Annotated in this window: 18 protein-coding genes; 12 read left to right on the forward strand and 6 right to left on the reverse strand. The window is 41.4% G+C overall.

Going from position 1 to position 17,499, the window contains the following annotated elements; translation table 11 throughout:
- Positions 1-22: 22 nt before the first annotated feature.
- Together rny and QVH07_RS15335 are read left to right on the forward strand one after the other, a co-directional pair.
- Positions 23-1,588 (forward strand): ribonuclease Y, encoded by a 1,566-nt coding sequence (gene rny / locus QVH07_RS15330; RefSeq protein WP_290002078.1) that lies wholly within the window; start codon positions 23-25, stop codon positions 1,586-1,588.
- Between the two features lie 122 nt (positions 1,589-1,710).
- Complete coding sequence (locus QVH07_RS15335; protein ID WP_290002082.1) at positions 1,711-2,442, forward strand: zinc-dependent peptidase; 732 nt, start codon at positions 1,711-1,713, stop codon at positions 2,440-2,442.
- Between the two features lie 48 nt (positions 2,443-2,490).
- Here the strand turns inward: QVH07_RS15335 and sucD are convergent, their stop codons facing one another.
- On the reverse strand, positions 2,491-3,372 hold the full coding sequence (sucD, locus tag QVH07_RS15340; protein ID WP_290002087.1) for a succinate--CoA ligase subunit alpha: 882 nt from the start codon (positions 3,370-3,372) through the stop codon (positions 2,491-2,493).
- 231 nt (positions 3,373-3,603) lie between these two features.
- Here sucD and QVH07_RS15345 point away from each other — a divergent pair, with 231 nt between their 5' ends.
- Genes QVH07_RS15345 through QVH07_RS15360 form a run of 4 tightly spaced genes read left to right on the forward strand, consistent with a single transcriptional unit; the run spans position 3,604 to position 7,106 of the window.
- Positions 3,604-4,782 (forward strand): hybrid sensor histidine kinase/response regulator, encoded by a 1,179-nt coding sequence (locus tag QVH07_RS15345; RefSeq protein ID WP_290002089.1) that lies wholly within the window; start codon positions 3,604-3,606, stop codon positions 4,780-4,782.
- Positions 4,782-5,423, forward strand: a complete 642-nt coding sequence (locus QVH07_RS15350; protein WP_290002093.1) for an ABC transporter ATP-binding protein — start codon at positions 4,782-4,784, stop codon at positions 5,421-5,423. The genes QVH07_RS15345 and QVH07_RS15350 overlap by 1 nt, the downstream gene beginning before the upstream one ends.
- Positions 5,410-6,642 carry an ABC transporter permease gene (locus QVH07_RS15355; protein WP_290002095.1) on the forward strand — a complete coding sequence of 411 codons (1,233 nt, stop codon included), beginning with the start codon at positions 5,410-5,412 and terminating at the stop codon, positions 6,640-6,642. Before QVH07_RS15350 ends, QVH07_RS15355 begins: the two co-directional genes overlap by 14 nt.
- Positions 6,643-6,677: 35 nt before the next feature.
- Positions 6,678-7,106, forward strand: a complete 429-nt coding sequence (locus QVH07_RS15360) for a hypothetical protein (RefSeq protein ID WP_290002100.1) — start codon at positions 6,678-6,680, stop codon at positions 7,104-7,106.
- Here the strand turns inward: QVH07_RS15360 and QVH07_RS15365 are convergent, their stop codons facing one another.
- Positions 7,107-7,928 carry an aminotransferase class IV gene (locus tag QVH07_RS15365; RefSeq protein ID WP_290002101.1) on the reverse strand — a complete coding sequence of 274 codons (822 nt, stop codon included), beginning with the start codon at positions 7,926-7,928 and terminating at the stop codon, positions 7,107-7,109.
- A 119-nt stretch (positions 7,929-8,047) separates the two neighbouring features.
- Here QVH07_RS15365 and QVH07_RS15370 point away from each other — a divergent pair, with 119 nt between their 5' ends.
- Positions 8,048-8,470 (forward strand): hypothetical protein, encoded by a 423-nt coding sequence (locus tag QVH07_RS15370; protein ID WP_290002104.1) that lies wholly within the window; start codon positions 8,048-8,050, stop codon positions 8,468-8,470.
- Here QVH07_RS15370 and QVH07_RS15375 read toward each other — a convergent pair.
- From QVH07_RS15375 to QVH07_RS15385, 3 genes are read right to left on the reverse strand one after another with little or no spacing between them, the layout of a single operon-like run.
- The gene (locus QVH07_RS15375; protein ID WP_290002107.1) at positions 8,467-8,913 is read right to left on the reverse strand and encodes a c-type cytochrome; all 447 of its coding nucleotides are present in this window, start codon (positions 8,911-8,913) and stop codon (positions 8,467-8,469) included. The two genes, QVH07_RS15370 and QVH07_RS15375, sit on opposite strands and share 4 nt — an antisense overlap.
- A complete protein-coding gene (locus QVH07_RS15380; protein ID WP_290002109.1) occupies positions 8,913-9,563 on the reverse strand; it encodes an SCO family protein in 651 nt (216 codons plus the stop codon). The genes QVH07_RS15375 and QVH07_RS15380 overlap by 1 nt, the downstream gene beginning before the upstream one ends.
- Positions 9,556-10,095: a CopD family protein gene (locus QVH07_RS15385; RefSeq protein ID WP_290002110.1), complete on the reverse strand. Its 540-nt coding sequence runs from the start codon at positions 10,093-10,095 to the stop codon at positions 9,556-9,558. Before QVH07_RS15385 ends, QVH07_RS15380 begins: the two co-directional genes overlap by 8 nt.
- 120 nt (positions 10,096-10,215) lie before the next feature.
- Here QVH07_RS15385 and QVH07_RS15390 point away from each other — a divergent pair, with 120 nt between their 5' ends.
- Genes QVH07_RS15390 through QVH07_RS15400 form a run of 3 tightly spaced genes read left to right on the forward strand, consistent with a single transcriptional unit; the run spans position 10,216 to position 12,289 of the window.
- The gene (locus QVH07_RS15390; RefSeq protein WP_290002111.1) at positions 10,216-10,554 is read left to right on the forward strand and encodes a hypothetical protein; all 339 of its coding nucleotides are present in this window, start codon (positions 10,216-10,218) and stop codon (positions 10,552-10,554) included.
- Entirely contained in the window at positions 10,551-11,537 is a 987-nt protein-coding gene (gene meaB / locus QVH07_RS15395; RefSeq protein WP_290002114.1) for a methylmalonyl Co-A mutase-associated GTPase MeaB, read from the forward strand. Before QVH07_RS15390 ends, meaB begins: the two co-directional genes overlap by 4 nt.
- A gap of 11 nt (positions 11,538-11,548) precedes the next feature.
- A complete protein-coding gene (locus QVH07_RS15400) occupies positions 11,549-12,289 on the forward strand; it encodes a PdaC/SigV domain-containing protein (protein WP_290002118.1) in 741 nt (246 codons plus the stop codon).
- Here the strand turns inward: QVH07_RS15400 and dnaA are convergent.
- Positions 12,286-13,710: a chromosomal replication initiator protein DnaA gene (dnaA, locus tag QVH07_RS15405; protein ID WP_290002121.1), complete on the reverse strand. Its 1,425-nt coding sequence runs from the start codon at positions 13,708-13,710 to the stop codon at positions 12,286-12,288. The genes QVH07_RS15400 and dnaA overlap by 4 nt on opposite strands.
- Before the next feature lie 274 nt (positions 13,711-13,984).
- On the opposite strand from dnaA, the gene QVH07_RS15410 reads away from it, so the two are divergent.
- Both QVH07_RS15410 and scpA read left to right on the forward strand, forming a co-directional pair.
- Positions 13,985-15,364 carry a methylmalonyl-CoA mutase family protein gene (locus tag QVH07_RS15410; RefSeq protein ID WP_290002123.1) on the forward strand — a complete coding sequence of 460 codons (1,380 nt, stop codon included), beginning with the start codon at positions 13,985-13,987 and terminating at the stop codon, positions 15,362-15,364.
- Positions 15,361-17,472: a methylmalonyl-CoA mutase gene (scpA, locus tag QVH07_RS15415; protein WP_290002129.1), complete on the forward strand. Its 2,112-nt coding sequence runs from the start codon at positions 15,361-15,363 to the stop codon at positions 17,470-17,472. The genes QVH07_RS15410 and scpA overlap by 4 nt, the downstream gene beginning before the upstream one ends.
- Positions 17,473-17,499: the final 27 nt, after the last annotated feature.

The raw sequence follows: 17,499 nt of genomic DNA on the forward strand, positions 1-17,499 counted from the left end.
GGTTTTCATACCAAAATAACCCATGGGAGAGACAATATATGTAATCATAGCCGGCGTAGTAGGACTACTGGCTGGTTTTGGTCTTGCCTCCGTTTTGATAAAAGGCAAGAATAAAAAGATGGAAGAGGCTGCTAAAGAAAAAGCTGCAGCACTAATTAGAGAAGCAGAGATAAATGCTGAGTCGATTAAGAAGGATAGAATTTTCCAGGCAAAGGAAAAGTATCTAAAGCTTAAGTCGGAGTTTGAGGAGGAGATGTCCAAGAAAAAGAACATCATTCTTACCAATGAAAACAAGATTAAGCAAAGGGAGCAGCATACCAGCAAAGAACTGGAAAAGCTAAAACGAAAGCAGGCAGAACTGGACAGCTCTAAGGAAAATCTTCAAGCCCAGCTTCAGGCTGTTCAATTAAAGAAAGAGGAACTTGAAAAAGTCACGAATCGCCGTATAGCGGATTTGGAAAAAATTGCTGGTCTGACTCGTGAAGAGGCTAGGGAAGAGCTAGTGACTATGCTCACCGAAGAAGCCCAGTCCAAGGCTTCCTCACAGATCAAGGACATAGTGGACGAAGCGAAATCCACTGCAACCAAAGAGGCTAAAAAGATCGTGCTTAACACTATCCAGCGGACAGCCACTGAGCATGCCGTGGAGAATTGTGTTTCGGTTTTCAATATCGAAAGTGACGATATCAAAGGGAAAGTCATTGGTCGTGAAGGGAGGAATATCCGTGCCCTTGAAGCAGCCACCGGTGTGGAAATCGTAGTGGATGATACTCCCGAAGCGATCATCATTTCGGGCTTTGACCCTGTCAGAAGAGAGATAGCTAGGCTTTCATTGCATAGACTCGTACAGGATGGAAGAATTCATCCAGCCAGAATCGAGGAGGTTGTAGCCAAAACCAAGAAGAACATTGAGGATGAAATCATGGAGATTGGTGAAAGAACCTGTATTGATCTTGGCATTCACGGCTTACATATCGAATTGGTGAAGATGGTAGGAAGAATGAGGTTTAGATCTTCTTACGGTCAGAATCTATTGCAGCACTCACGGGAAGTGGCGAATCTTTCAGCTACCATGGCTGCGGAGATGGGGCTTAACGCAAAGCTTGCAAAGCGTGCAGGATTGCTACACGATATAGGTAAGGTATGGCATGAGGAGCAGGAGCTCCCTCACGCTATTTTGGGGATGGAGTTGGCCAAAAGATTTAAAGAGCATCCTGAGGTATGTAATGCCATTGGAGCTCACCATGATGAAATTGAAATGACCTCAATGATCTCTCCAATTGTCCAGGCAACTGATGCAATATCTGGCGCCAGACCAGGTGCGAGACGAGAGATTATGGATAGTTATATCAAGAGACTGAAAGATCTGGAAGCTTTGGCTTTGAGTTTTGAAGGAGTGAATAAATGCTTTGCCATGCAGGCAGGCAGAGAGCTTCGAGTCCTGGTAGATGCAGAAAATGTGGATGATGGAACTGCAGGACAGCTTTCATTTGACATTTCGCAAAAGATCGAAAAGGAAATGCAATATCCTGGACAGATTAAGATTACGGTAATCCGAGAAATGAGAGCAGTGAATTACGCGCGATAGTTTCATCTAAAAAATAGTAAGGCGATTAGCAAATTTGTTAATCGCCTTTTTAATTTTCATTCATGCATTACCTGTTTAGTCCACTTTCTATTTTTGAATTTTTTTATAACGCATTTGAGTCAATGCGACTTGCCTTGTTCCCCAGGAAGGTTGAAAGGTCAGATTTGCAGATCTTAGAAAAGCATTTCCCGTACTATGCCCGGATGAATCCTAAGTTCAAAAAGGAGTTTGAACGAAGGCTACAATACATTCTTTCCAGTAGGAATTTTCATCCTCGAGGTGGACTGCAAGAAGTGACAGAGGAAATGGAAGTGCTTATTGGAGCCACGATCACCATGGTGATTTTTGGTTGGAAAAAGGTGCGCCTTCCTCACTTCCGGAAGATACTGATTTATCCTAATCAGTATTACAGCAGTATAACTAGGACTTATCACAAAGGTGAAGTTAATCCCAAGTTTGGGATAATAGTTTTGTCTTGGAGAGCATTTTTGGAAGGGTTGGTGGATGAAGATGATGGAATAAACTTAGGGGTTCATGAAGTGGCTCATGCACTAAAATTAGAAAACCAGATTAGGCATAATGATGAATTCAACTTCATCTCAGCGAGCGTTAGTCAAGACTATCGGGCCCACATGGCTTTAGAAAAAGAGAAAATGAAAGCGGGAGAGGATTCTCCGTTCCGAGAGGCCGCCTTGATTAATGGTGATGAGTTTTTTGCAGTGGTGTTGGAGAATTTCTTCGAAAGGCCAGAAGTGTTTTCTGAACAAAGACCTGAGTTTTTTAAAACTATGACCTTGCTGATGCAGCAGAACCCTTTGGTAGTAAGTCCGAGGGTTAAAGTGGAGAAGGCATAAAAAAACCGCCCCGATTTTATCAGGACGGTTCATTTTAGTTCAATTTTCTTAAGCCCCTACACCAAGAGCTTTTGCCATGGTAGCGCCGATTTCAGCAGGAGATTCAGCTACGTGAATGCCATTCTCGCGCATGATTCTCATTTTGGCTTCAGCCGTATCGTCAGCTCCTCCGATGATCGCACCAGCGTGTCCCATTCTTCTACCCGGAGGTGCGGTCTGTCCAGCGATAAATCCGACCACAGGCTTCTTGTTACCGGTTTCTCTGATCCATTTTGAAGCTTCTGCTTCGTAATTTCCACCGATTTCACCGATCATCACAATGGCATCAGTTTCTGGGTCTTCCATAAGAAGTTGAACTGCCTGCTTGGTCGATGTTCCGATGATGGGGTCACCACCAATTCCGATTGCTGTCGAAACTCCAAGACCAGCTTTGGCTACCTGATCCGCAGCTTCATAAGTAAGAGTTCCCGACTTAGATACGATTCCTATTCGGCCTTGCTTGAAGACGAAACCTGGCATGATTCCTACTTTGGCTTCGCCTGGCGTGATCACTCCTGGACAGTTTGGACCGATAAGTGTAACACCTCTTTCCTTGATGTAAGGCTTTGCTTTGATCATATCTGCCACTGGAATTCCTTCCGTGATGGCAATGACCACTTTGATACCTGCATCTGCAGCTTCCATAATGGCGTCAGCAGCAAATGCTGGTGGAACGAATATAATCGAAGTGTCTGCGCCAGTTTTTTGAACAGCCTCTTCTACAGAGTTGAACACTGGGCGGTCAAGGTGAGTATTTCCTCCTTTTCCAGGAGTTACTCCACCGACCACATTGGTGCCATACTCTATCATTTGCTGGGCATGAAAGGAACCTTCAGAGCCTGTAAAACCCTGAACAATTACCTTTGAATCTTTATTGACTAGTACACTCATGATGCGTTGATTAAAGTTTGCACAAAAATAGAAGAAACAACCCTCTGACAAAAGAAAAGCCCAACATTCTGTCTTGAATTCACTTACTTATTTTCATTTGAAATCAAAGCTTAGGTTCTGAGACAAATTCCTATTACCATTCCAGCAATAAACCAGGTTTGACCCTGTATAAACTCAATATTTTTGTATTTTCCAGCACTTAAATTTATCGCCTGATAACCCAACCCACGGATGTTTAGCCTAAAGATTTTAATAGTAGAAGACGATTCTGTTTCAGCTTTGCTTCTGCAAAGAGCTCTAGAAAAAAATAATCATCAAATCATTGGAATAGCCGATTCTGGCGAAAAAGCGCTAGATATTTTGGCAGCTAATCCGGCCGACATCGTGATGATGGACATCAATCTTTCAGGGGATCTAGATGGCATTAAAACCACGGAGATAATCAATGAAAAATATGATATCCCGGTAGTGTATTTGAGTGCGAGCTCGGATGCCGAAACACTGAATAAAGTGGTGGGTACTAATCCCAGTGCTTATGTGATCAAGCCATTCAATATCCGGGAACTGAACATGGTTATTGAATTGGCGATTTTCAAAGACAGGAAGGAAAAGGAGCTTCAGAAGCTAAATAATGAGCTTGAAGAAAAAGTCAAACAAAGAACAGTGGAGCTTTATGATGCGAATAAAGAGTTGACCAAAGCGCTGGAGAAAGAACGAGAAATCAATGAGTTAAAATCAAGGATTGTATTGAATGTGTCACATGGATTTAAAACTCCCTTGACATCTATTCTAAGTTCGGCTCAACTCTTACAAATGTACGCTGATAAGGATCATCCCATGAAACCGAAAATTTCCAAACACGCAACCAAGATCGAAAACTCTGTTCGAACGCTAAATAACTTGCTAACCAGCGTTCTTTTCTTTGGTAAGGCCGATGAAAACAAAATGGAGTATAAGCCCAAGAAGATGTATCTGGGAGCTTTCGTAAAAGAGCTGATGGCAGGAATCAAGGCAGGAATCGAAAATGATGTGAAGGTGAAAGTGGAGCTCGGTGACTTGCCGAAGACCATCACCACTGACAGTGAGCTCCTTTATCAAATATTCGACAACCTTCTTTCTAACGGCACCAAGTATTCTAAAGATGGACAGGAAGTTTTATTCAAGCTTGATTTTCAAGATGATAAACTGATAGGAACTGTGATCGATAATGGAATCGGGATTCCTAAAGCTGAACAAGGCCAACTGTTTGAGCGGTTTTTTCGTGCAAAGAACGTAGGAATCGTGGAGGGTTCAGGTCTTGGCCTTTCGATTGTTAAAAAGTGTATCGAGGTGATGAAAGGAGAAATTACATTCAAAAGTGAACCCTTAGTCGAAACCGTTTTTAAGGTTGTTATTCCAGTGAACAAATAATGTTGTTAGAAGCTAAAAATTTGGAGTTTTCCTATGAGGAAAACCAAAAAATAGAATTCCCTGATTTTGAATTAGAAAGTGGAGAATCTCTTTTGATTCTTGGCAAGTCTGGAAGTGGTAAAACTACTTTGCTAAATATGTTAGCAGGGCTTTTGAAGCCCAAAAGCGGTGAAATATCCATTGATGGAAAGGATATTATTGGATTCTCACAAAAGCAAATGGACCAATTCCGGGGCAAACATATCGGTCTTATTTTTCAAAAACCACATCTTCTCGCTCCACTATCTGTGAAGGAGAATTTAGAGGTGGTCCCATTTTTTGGAAAGACCCAGGGAGAAAGCCCTGCCCGCATCCTCGAGGAGCTAGATATCAAGAATAAAGTCAATAGTAAAGTAAGGACTCTAAGTGAAGGTGAGGCTCAGAGGGTTTCTATCGCTAGAGCTTTGATGAATAAGCCAAAGTTAATTCTGGCAGATGAACCCACTTCAAGTCTGGACGATGAAAATGCAGAGCGGGTTATCAAATTGCTTAAGGATCAAGCACAAAGGATTGGAGCCGGTTTGATCATAGTGACTCACGATCAGAGAATCAAGAATCATGTTTCAAAATTTATAGAGGTTAAGAAGAATGAATCTGTTTAAAATCAGTCGTAAGTATCTTTATTTCAAGCCTCTATCTACCGGTTTGAACATACTGCTTTTGTCTTTTGGTCTTGCGATTATCACTATGCTACTTTTGGTTCGAGACCAGTTTGAAACTGTAGTCAGTAAGGATGCCGAAGGGATTGATTTGGTGGTCGGTGCTAAAGGAAGTCCACTTCAGTTAATTCTTTCTGGTGTTTATCACGTGGATTTTCCTACTGGAAATATTCCTATAAAAGAGGCTGTTGGATTACAGCGAAATAGACTGGTTAAGGCTGTTTTACCTATGGCACTCGGTGATAATTATAAGGGGAATAGAATAGTAGGAACCAATCATGACTATTTGGATTTTTATGAAGTTCAGTACCAGGAAGGGGAGAGCTGGACTGAGGCTTTCCAAGTGGTGGTGGGTGCTGAAGTCGCCGCTAAGGAAGGGTTGAAGGTTGGAGATAGTTTTGAAAGTAGCCATGGTATTAGTGAGGGAAGCCATTCCCATGATGAGCATTCATTGGTTGTGGTAGGAGTTTTAGAACCGTCAGGTAAAGTAATAGACCGGCTGATCCTAACCAGTATAGAAACTGTTTGGTATTCACATGACGAGGAAGGAGAGGATGGCCAGCATAATCATGATCACGGTGAGGTTACGTTAAATGGTATTCCTGATGGTGATGAATCAAGAGAGCTAACCACCCTTTTACTCCAATTCAGAAATCCCATGGCTGCAGTGCAGCTTCCAAGGTTCATAAATTCCAGAACTTCCATGCAGGCCGCGTCACCAACTTTTGAGATGGCACGCTTATTCGAGCTTTTGGGTGTAGGGATTAAACTTTTGCAAGGTTTAGCCTTTGCTTTGATAGTCATAGCGGGTCTTGGGATTTTCATTGCTTTATATAATTCACTAAAGGAGAGAAAATATGATTTAGCCGTTTTGAGATCAATTGGGGCTACCAGGTTTCAATTGCTTCAGCTAATTCTAATTGAGGGAATTACACTGACCTGGATTGGAGCGCTTTTAGGCTTGGCTCTTGGGCATGTATTTCTATTTATTTTATTGAAAAGTACTGATCAGGGACTGGCTGCTTCCATACAGGCCTGGACATTTTTACCAGAAGAATTGTGGATTTTGCTTTATGCCACTGGGGTAGGTTTATTCGCGTCCATCATCCCAGCGGTCACTGCTTATCAAACAAGCATTGCAAAGCAGCTAACAAAATCCTAAATAGTGCGTAAATTTGTAGGACTAAAATAATTGTGATGAAAAGAATACTCGTCAGTCTGATCTTAATAGCAGGGATTTCCTTTGGAGTAAGTGCTCAGGATAACGTCTGGAGAAGTTTATCTGAAGTTAGTTATAAAATTAGCGAGGATGAGTGGGGCGAATTATATGTCCCTGTTTTTTCGGACAACATCAAAGATCTGGAAGGAAAAGTAGTGGAAGCGGATGGGTATATCATACCATTTGAAGGGATGTTTAAACCCGAGCATATCATTTTGTCAAGCCTCCCAATTGCCGAATGTTTTTTCTGTGGATCAGGAGGTCCTGAAACTGTGATGGAAGTGATGCTTACAGACCCTATCAAGTATACCTCAAATCGGGTTAAGGTGAGAGGTAAACTGACATTAAATAGCGATGATCCAGAAAAACTAATGTACATCCTTACGGATGCACAGCTTTTGGATTAATCAGCTCACTAACTCATTTTCCAGATTTCTGAATTTTCTTAAAAGATCTAAGGAGATTGGTCCCGGTTTTCCGGTTCCGATTTTATGATTATCAATCTGAACTACAGGGAGTAAAACCTTTGTGGTGCTGGTGATAAATGCTTCGTCCGCCTGAAGGGCCTCCTCCATACCCAAATCTCGTATTTCCTTCATATCAGCCAGCTCAAGAATATGGTGCCTGGTGATGCCTTCTAAAATTTGCTTTGAAGGAGTGATGAGCTTACCGTCTTTTATGATGTAAAAGTTGCTTCGTGAACTCTCGCTGATCATGCCATCCTGGTGATAAAGTACATCCTCAGCGCCAGCCTCTTTCCAAATTTTGCTGTGCCAAACGGGATAGGCGTAATTTGTGGTTTTAATTTTCGCCAAAGGTCTCACATGTTCCAAACCTAGAAGTTTGATACCCTTTGAATATTTTTCTTCACTAGGTAGGAAAAGCTCCTCTGCAAAAATGAAAAGGCTGCCTTTCCCTGGAGAGAAATGATTCTCAGATAAACCACCAGTCAAGATCATTCTAAATCCTCCAGTGATCATATCATTTTTATCAATGAGCTCAAGAATCACTTGGCTTAACTCTTCCCGACTTAAAGCTAAACCGAGATAGGTTGCTTCTGCTGAATTAATAAACCTATCCAGATAATGATCCAGAAACAAAGGCTTAGAATTACTCACTCTGAAAAAATCAAAAATCCCATACCCTCGGATTACAGCTAAATCCATAGGGTGAAGTGTGGCATTTTCTGTTAGGATTATTTTATCCCGGGCAAAGCAATATTTCAGCATGTGTGAAGTGTTTATTCGACTTCCTAAAATAGATATAGAAGTTTTTACTCACGAATTTTTGAGGCTAAATAGCTTTAAAATTTTCCAAGGCTTAACTTCGTAGAATAAACGAAAATACCATGAAATTTAGTACTGGATTCTTATTTGTAGCTATGATCTTCCTAAGCTTTGCCTGTGGGCCAAATGCAAAGGAAGAAAATCAAAAATTAAGAGATGAAATTATTGCTGTACATGACGAAGTGATGCCACTAATGGGTGAGCTTAAAAGTCTGGAAAAAGAGGCTAATTCAAAAATAGAGGAGCTTGAAGCGGCTGAAATGCCTGATAGCACCAAGATCACTGATTTGAAAGCTTTAGCCTATGATCTAAATCAGGCCTACGAAGGTATGTTTGTTTGGATGAGGCAGTATGAAGTGGAGGATGGTGACTTAACTGATGAAGAAGTCAAAGCTTATCTAGATGATCAAATGATCCAGGTCAACAAAGTAAACGATGATATAAAAGCTGCGATGGATAAGGCAGAAGTTCTCTTGTCCAATTAAAATTCTGGCTCCTCTCTTAGGTACTCCTCTACCTGAGAGGAGCTGATTACCCCCTCATTCATTCCCCAGATATTATACAAATAGGTGCTTATTTGGGCAATTTCTAATGGTTTTAAGCTTGGGTTAGCCGGCATAGCCTGGTTGTAAATCTCTCCATTAACCAGGATTTCACCCTTCTGACCATTTCTCATAATCCAGACAGTTCGGTGTATGCTGGCTTTGAAGTAGTCTGAGTTTTTTAATGGAGGGATAAGTTTCCCTAATCCTTCTCCATTTGACTGATGGCAATTCCCGCAATAGGTTTCATAAAGCGTTTTGCCGGGGACAGCATATTTCATTACCTCCGGATCGGAAATTTTGGCAAGCTCATTTTCATCATTGTTTGATTTGGGAGAGCATGCAGCTAAAGCTACCAAGGCCACAAAAAACAATCTTGAAAACATTATTCTAGAAGCTTTGGAATATCATTCATGAGCCGGTCCACCTGATCACTTTTGGTCCCATCATAAACTCCGCGAATGTGCCCTTCCTGATCTACCAAAACAAAAGCTCCGCTGTGAAGAAAACCTCCCGGTTCGTTCTGATCTGCCATGGCAGTGGTCAAGTAGCTGGTCTGTCCAATCTCAAAAATTTTCTCCTGCTCACCCGTTAAAAAATTCCAGGTGTTAGCATCGTTAATTCCAAGCTTGGTCGCATAATCATATAGCACTTCCTGAGTGTCATAAGTCGGATCGATAGAATGGCTTAGGATTAGGAAATCCGGATTGTCCTGGAATTTTTCGAATACCCTAAGCATCTCCTTTTTCATAATTGGACAAATCGTAGGACATGAAGTGAAAAAGAAATCCGCTACGTAAACTTTACCCGTTACGGATTGCTTACTGACGCTTTCTCCCATCTGATTGATAAACTGGAAATCCGCTATTTCATGGTAAACAGTATCCATTCGGGTTTCCCCATTTTCTTCAACCTCATCTACATAATAGTTGCCAAGAATAGGCAAACTGGCATCTTCTGAGGAACCATTAGAGGAACATGAAAAGCTAAGAATACCTGCTATCACAATGAGGGTTAAGTACTGAATTCTATTCATTATTAGTTCTATATTTTTTATAAAGTCGGATCGAAATCATAAGAATCAAGGCGAGTCCGATCAGGCCCACCAGGCCCCAAATCATATCCAATGTACTTTTCAAAACAATCAAAAATACAATGGCAAAAAGGAGCAGAGTCGATGCTTCATTCCAAATTCTTAACTGGTTCGAAGTCCAACGTGTTTTGCCATTTTGTAGTTCCTTGAATAGGATATGGCAAAATAAATGATAGGCGTATAATAGAAATACGAATCCCAGTTTTGCCTGCATAAAACCGAGTTCCAACCAGGACCATCGGTAACTCAAAACCCAAAAGCCGAATATGAGTGTAAGTAGGGCGGATGGCCAAGTAATGATATACCATAATCTTTTTGCCATCAAATCAAGTTGGGGCTTTAGAATCGATCGTTCATTTTCTGGCTTTGCCAAAGCCTCAGTTTGATAGATAAATAGGCGAACGATGTAGAATAGCCCGGCAAACCAGGTGACGACAAAAATGATATGGAGTGACTTGATATATTCGAATATCATTTTCAGAATTTTGGGCTAAATTAAGGCCTAATCCTTACAACCCCTACCTTTTTGAAAAGCAGCCGAGTTATTTTCTGGATTATCGTTTCTTTAATATCCATCTTAGTTATCTATATGGTTATGGAAAGCTTCTCTCAACCTGGATTAGAGAAGTTTGAGGGTAAAATCGAAGAGTTGGATTTTTATAGAAATGAAAACAATACAGGGCCAATTGTCAGAATTTATGCAGTAAAGGTTCTGGACGCCAATGAGGAATTAATGAAAAGCTATGGAAATTCCATGCCACATAGTAAGTACGGAACCACCCGAGTTTATTTTCTTTCCGATGCTTTAAAAGGGCAGCCTGAGTTAAGGTCGACTAGCCCATTTTTATCTGGAGAATTTCAGGCTGAGGTCTTGGCAACCTACACAAAATCAAGCATGGGTAGTACCAGCCTTGTAAAGCGATACGTTGAATGAAAAAAAGAAAGAGTTTAGAAGAGTATAAATCAGGAATACTTAAGGGTGATCGCTCATCATTGGCTCAGGCCATTACGCTCGTGGAGAGTACTTTGGAGGAGGATCGGAAACTGGGTAGCCAATTAGTTCAGGAGCTTCTGCCAAAAACAGGAAATTCCATTCGAGTGGGTATTACCGGTGTCCCTGGCGTAGGCAAAAGTACTTTTATTGAAAGTTTTGGGATGTTCCTCTTAAACTCGGGCAGGCATGTGGCTGTACTAGCCATAGACCCCAGCAGCCAGAAGGGAAAAGGAAGTATTCTTGGAGATAAAACTAGAATGGAGCAATTGGCTTCTGATCATCGCGCCTTCATTCGCCCCAGCCCTTCGGGCAATTCACTTGGAGGGGTAAGCACCAAGACCAGAGAAGCCATGTTGCTTTGTGAAGCAGCTGGTTTTGATACGATTCTGATTGAGACTGTGGGAGTAGGTCAATCAGAAACGGCAGTGAAAAATATGGTAGATTTTTTTCTGTTGCTGATGCTTTCCGGTGCTGGAGATGAACTTCAGGGGATCAAAAAAGGAATTATGGAAATGGCTGATGGTTTGGTGATCAATAAGGCGGATGGGGAAAACGTGAAAGCTAGTAAACTTGCCAGACAGCACTACCTACAAGCCTTGCACCTTTTTCCACCGAATGAAAATAATTGGTACCCCAAAGTGGAATTGGTTTCATCAACAGAAAGAACGGGTATGGAGGAAATCTGGAAAATGATCAAAGCATTCGAGGAGAGCACAAAATCCAATGGCTTCTGGTCAAAAACCAGGGCAAATCAAAGATTTAAGTGGTTTGAGGAAAGTGTTCATCATATGCTATTTGAAGAGTTTTCAAAAAATGAAGGGGTTCGAAAACTTTTAAAAGAACACGAAAATGAAGTCGCAAGTGGGAAAATTAGTCCCCAATGGCTTGCCCAAAGAGCTTTAGAATCTTTTCTCAACAATTAGTAAATATCAAAATGAAACAGGTCATCATTCTTTTCTGCTTTATCATTCTCTCTTCCTGTATGTCAGATAAAGACAGTCAGAAGTACTACTTCTCAACCCAAAGTCTTTCGAAAGAAGGCTGCGCTGGGGCAAACTGTGCAAAAGTGAATTTCTCATGGCCACATCTAGAAAATCATCCGGATAGCTCAAAAATTAATTCGATGATTGAGGCTAAATTAGAAAACTATATTCTTTCTGCTGATTCCACACCTTCAGGAGATTTTGGTGCGCAGAGCTTCTTGGATGAATATCTGCAAATAAAAAAGGAGTTTCCTGATATGAGCGGAGAATGGTTCATTGATGTAAAAGCTGAGGTTCTTTTTGACAGCTTAGGCCTTGTCACCATTCAATTTTATAATGAAGGTTATACAGGAGGTGCTCACGGCAATTATTCCTGGGATTTTTTGAACTTTGATTTGGAGACAGGTAATGAGTTGAAAAATGAAGACCTCATTTTGGACGAGGAGGCTCTATTGAAAATTACTGAAAGAAAGTTTCGTGAGTTTCATGAAGTTAAGGATGGGGTAGATCTAATTTCAACTGGATTTTTCGATATACCAGAGTCTGGATTTTTCCTTCCTCGAGCTATGGGCTATTCGGGAAGTAATTTTAAGCTGATTTATAATTCATATGAGATTGGTCCCTATGCACTAGGTCCCACAGAATTAGAAATAGACTTGAAGGAATTAAAAGGAATAGTCAAAATGGACTAATACGAGCGCATCTTGAATTTTTTCTTAAGCTCGTTAACGGAATTTCTGAAATTAGAATCCGTTTCCATGATGTCATTAACGGTGTGGACTGCATGAATCACAGTACTGTGATCTCGCCCTCCAAAGTGATATCCTATCGATTTCAAAGAATGGTTGGTGAATTCCTTGCAAAAGAACATGGCAACCTGACGCGCCGTCACAATCTCCTTTTTCCGGGTTTTTGCCTTCAAATCATCCAATTCGATTCCAAAGTATTCTGAAACGGTTTTTTGGATAAAATCCACCCCAACTTCAGTTTCAATGTCCTTGATGATATTCTTCATCACGGTCTTTGCCAAATCGAGACTGATTTCTACCCGATCAAGAGATGCGTGGGCTATAAGCGAGATCAAGATACCTTCCAGCTCCCTCACATTTGTGTCCACTGTGTAAGCAAGATATTCCACCACATCATCAGGAATGATAATTCCTTCTGACTGCATTTTTCTTCTGATAATTGCCACTCTGGTTTCAAAGTCAGGCATCTGAAGATCAGCAGTAAGCCCCCATTTAAACCGAGATAGTAGTCGCTCTTCAAGGCCTTTCAGATCTCTGGGAGGACAGTCAGAAGTCATGATGATCTGCTTCTTATTTTGGTGCAAGTGATTGAAAATGTGGAAGAACATTTCCTGGGTTCTATCCTTTCCAGCCAAGAATTGGATATCGTCAATGATAAGCACATCCACTTGCATGTAGAAATTCGTGAAGCTCTTCACATTTCCGTCCTTAATGGAATCCATGAACTGATTCACGAATTTTTCTGAAGAAACATAAAGCACGAACTTGTTGTCCACTCCATTTTTAATCTCATTTCCTATGGCCTGAACGAGATGGGTTTTACCTAAACCTACCCCTCCATAAACCATGAGTGGATTAAAAGATGTGATTCCTGGTTTTGTAGCCACCGCAAATCCAGCAGATCTGGCCAGTCTGTTACAGTCTCCTTCAATGTAGGTGTTGAAACTATAATTCGGATTCAGGTTACTCCTTGTAAGTGCTTCAGCATTAAGAGAAGGAATCTCAAAAGGAGTAGTGGATTTTTCTTCTTTTGGCCCAGGTTTCCCATTTTTGGCACCTTGGTTACCCTGCGGGTAAGAAACCACATAAGGCTGATTTGAAGAATTGCCTTTATCCACCACCACGGCATACTCTAGTCGTCCGCCTTGTCCAAGTGTAGTTTTTATTGCTTTTTTCAGTACCTGAACGTAGTTGTCCTCCAGCCATTCGAAGAAAAACTGGCTTGGTACCTGAATAGTCAGCGTGGTACCCTCTAGTTTGATTGGGTTTATGGGCTTGAACCAGGTAGAGAAGCTTTGCTCATTCACGTGTTCTTCGATCACGCGAAGGCATTCATTCCATACGGCATTAGCTTCTGCACTCATTTGAGGGATCTGGCAAAAATGGTTTTATGATAAAAAGAAGGGCTTCAAAATTGAAGAATTTTGACAGAAATAAAAATGATTTGTAAGCTTAAAATGGAAAAAAAGTTTTTCACTATCTGAATTGATTTTCACAGAGCATTAAACTGAAAAATTAGGAATATAAAACTGGGATGTTTCAGTTTTACCCGTGAAATAAAATAGCCTTCATTTATGGAAAATTTGAATCGTGAAGGGATCTATTGACTACTTTTGAATAGATAGTAAACTTGAAAAAATGATTGAGTCTGATTTTTATGGCTTTGCGAAGCAAAGTAAAAAGGAGTGGTTAGAATTAGTCAGCAAAGATCTTCGAGGAAAGGATTTTGAGGAAGCTCTGGTTTCTAAACTATGGGAGAAGATCAAAGTTGAGCCCATGTACTTTCTGGATCAGCCTGATTCTGAAATGCTTTTTCACCCTGAATCTGAAATCCCCGGTATGCCTCCGAGGGTATGGACTAACCTGGCCTCAGTGGAAGTTTCTGAGGAGAAAATTGGAAATGGGAAAGCTCTGAAGCTTTTAAACCAAGGAGCCGAGGGTTTGATTTTCTTAGTCAAAGCTGACACAGATTTCAAAATACTTTTAAAAGATATCCAACTCGAATTTGTAGAAATATTTATTACGCCTCTTTCTGAACCCGGGAGAGTGATCTCAGACTTTCAGCATTTTTTGGACAATTCCGAATTCCCAAAGACAGATTTAAAGGGTGGGTTACTTTGGTCACCCACAAGCTCTGCCATAAAAACTGGCCAAGCCCCAGATTATGATCTAGCAAAAAGAGCTATCGAAATTTTTGAAGATTACCCTGATTTTAAAGCTCTGACAATAGACTTTTCTAGATATGCTGAGGCTGGTGGAAATGGGCTTCAGGAATTAACCTTTGGATTGGGAGAAATCATAGAGACTCTTGATCAGATAGGTGAGCTAGGAAATAAAATTCTTTGGCAAAACCTGATATTCCATTTATCCAGTGGCTCTGAATATTTTGCTGAAATCGCGAAGCTCAAAGCTGCGAGAGTGCTGATTTGTGAATTGGCGAACCTTTATGGGTTGGAATATAAATTAGAAGATGTTCACCTTTTGGTAAGTAATAATCATTTTACCAAAACCCAGTTGGATCCTTATTCAAATTTAATCAGGCAGACTTTTGAAGGAATGGCTGCGATACTTGGCGGAGTAAACTCGCTTTGGATTAAGGCTGAAATAGGAAACAGAAATCAACAGCTTTTTGAAAGAATGGCAATCAATGTATCTACCATCCTGAGAGACGAAAGTCAATTGGGTAAAGTGATGGATCCATCTGCAGGGTCATATTTTATTTCAAAACTTACCGAGGACATTAAGGAAAAGGTTTTGGATTCCTTGAAGAGTTTAGAGCAAAATGGTGGATGGCTTTCCTCTTTCGAAAAGGGAATTCTTCAAAGTGAAATTCGTGAAACTCGCGAGCAAATCCAGAAAAAAGTGCTTGATGGAGAATTAACCAAGGTTGGAGGTAATAAGTATTTGCTTCCTTCTCAAGCTAATTCACCACAGGAATTGGAAGATTTTGAAGAGACCCAACTTCAACTCAAGCCTTCCAGAGCGAGCTATTTGGTAGAAAATAAAAAAGAATCATGAGACCTAATCTAGGAAAATGGCAAAAAGCGGCCACAAGCAAAAACCCAGAACCTGAGGTCTGGACAGCTCCTGAAGGGATTGAGGTACCATCCATTTTTGGAGCGCAAAAGGAAGAAGCAATGCATGAAGGATATATTTCCGGAAAGCCACCTTATTTGCGTGGTCCATATAGCACCATGTATAGTCTTCGGCCATGGACCATCCGTCAGTACGCCGGGTTTTCCACTGCTGAGGAGTCTAATGCTTTCTATCGTAGGAATCTTGCCGCTGGGCAAAAGGGACTTTCTGTTGCCTTTGACCTGGCGACGCATAGAGGTTATGATTCGGATCATCCGAGAGTAGTTGGGGATGTGGGAAAAGCCGGTGTTGCCATAGACTCGGTGGAAGACATGAAGATTCTTTTTGATCAAATCCCTTTAGATCAGATGTCGGTTTCCATGACTATGAACGGAGCAGTAATCCCTGTTCTCGCGTTTTACATTGTGGCAGCAGAGGAGCAGGGGGTAAGTGCAGAGAAGCTGAGTGGAACCATTCAGAATGATATTCTTAAAGAGTTCATGGTTCGTAACACTTACATTTATCCTCCTCAGCCTTCGATGAGGATCATTGCTGATATTTTTGAGTACACGGCTCAGAACATGCCTAAATTTAATTCTATATCAATTTCTGGTTACCACATGCAGGAAGCAGGAGCAACTGCAGATTTGGAGTTGGCTTACACACTTGCAGACGGACTAGAATATTTAAGGACTGGAATCCAGGCAGGTCTTGATATAGATAACTTTGCCCCGAGGCTTTCTTTTTTCTGGGGAATAGGAATGAATTACTTTATGGAGGTCGCTAAGCTTAGGGCAGGAAGGTTGCTTTGGGCCAAAATCGTAAAAAGCTTCAATCCAAAGAATGAAAAATCCATGGCTCTCAGAACGCATTCCCAGACATCTGGATGGTCTCTGACAGAGCAGGATCCTTTTAATAATGTGACGAGGACTGCAGTAGAAGCTTTGGCTGCTACCATGGGACATACCCAATCTTTACATACCAACTCTCTGGACGAGGCGGTTGCGCTTCCAACAGATTTTTCTGCCAGAATTGCGAGAAATACGCAAATCATTATGCAGGAGGAAATGGGAATTACCAAAGTGGTAGATCCCTGGGGTGGGTCGAAATACGTTGAATATTTGACTGATCAACTCGTGGAGAAAGCCTGGTCCCTAATCCAGGAAGTGGAGGACCTAGGAGGGATGGCAAAGGCAATTGAAGCTGGTATTCCGAAGCTTAGAATTGAGGAGGCTGCAGCTAAAAAGCAGGCCAGAATTGATAGTGGGAAAGATATTATCGTTGGGGTAAATATGTTTCAGGTTGAGGATGAGGATGAGATTGAAATCCGGGAGGTGGATAACCAAACGGTAAGAACTGATCAAATCAAACGCCTTGAAAAGCTAAAGTCTGAAAGGGATTCAGGAGAGGTGAAAAAGGCTTTGGATGAAATTGAGGCTGGAGCGAGGAGTGGAGAAGGAAATTTATTGGCTTTGGCAGTTTCTGCAGCCAGAAAAAGGGCTACTTTAGGAGAGATATCAAAGGCAATGGAGAATGTATTTGGTCGGCACAAGGCTGTGACCCAGACCATTTCAGGAGTTTACGCATCGGAAGTGAAAAATCAGGATTCATTTAAAAGAGCAACCGAGCTTTCTGATCAGTTTGCAGAGACTGAAGGAAGAAGACCCAGAATCATGGTGGCAAAAATGGGTCAGGATGGACATGATCGGGGAGCAAAGGTCATTGCAACAGGATTTGCTGATTTGGGTTTTGATGTCGATATCGGACCTCTTTTTCAAACTCCAGAAGAAGTAGCAAGGCAGGCGATTGAGAATGATGTCCATATCGTTGGAGCTTCCTCTTTAGCTGCTGGTCATAAGACCTTGGTTCCTCAACTGATTGAGGAGTTGGAGAAACTTGGCCGGGACGATATCATGGTCGTGGCAGGTGGAGTTATTCCTCCAAAGGATTACGATTTCCTTTATGATTCCGGAGTATCAGCCGTTTTTGGACCGGGAACGGTTCTCTCCGAAGCAGCTATTCAGATTTTAGAGAAACTGATTAAGAAATAAAAAAAGGCCATTTGATATCAAATGGCC

Source organism: Algoriphagus sediminis (genome assembly GCF_030403435.1).
Taxonomy (GTDB): domain Bacteria; phylum Bacteroidota; class Bacteroidia; order Cytophagales; family Cyclobacteriaceae; genus Algoriphagus; species Algoriphagus sediminis.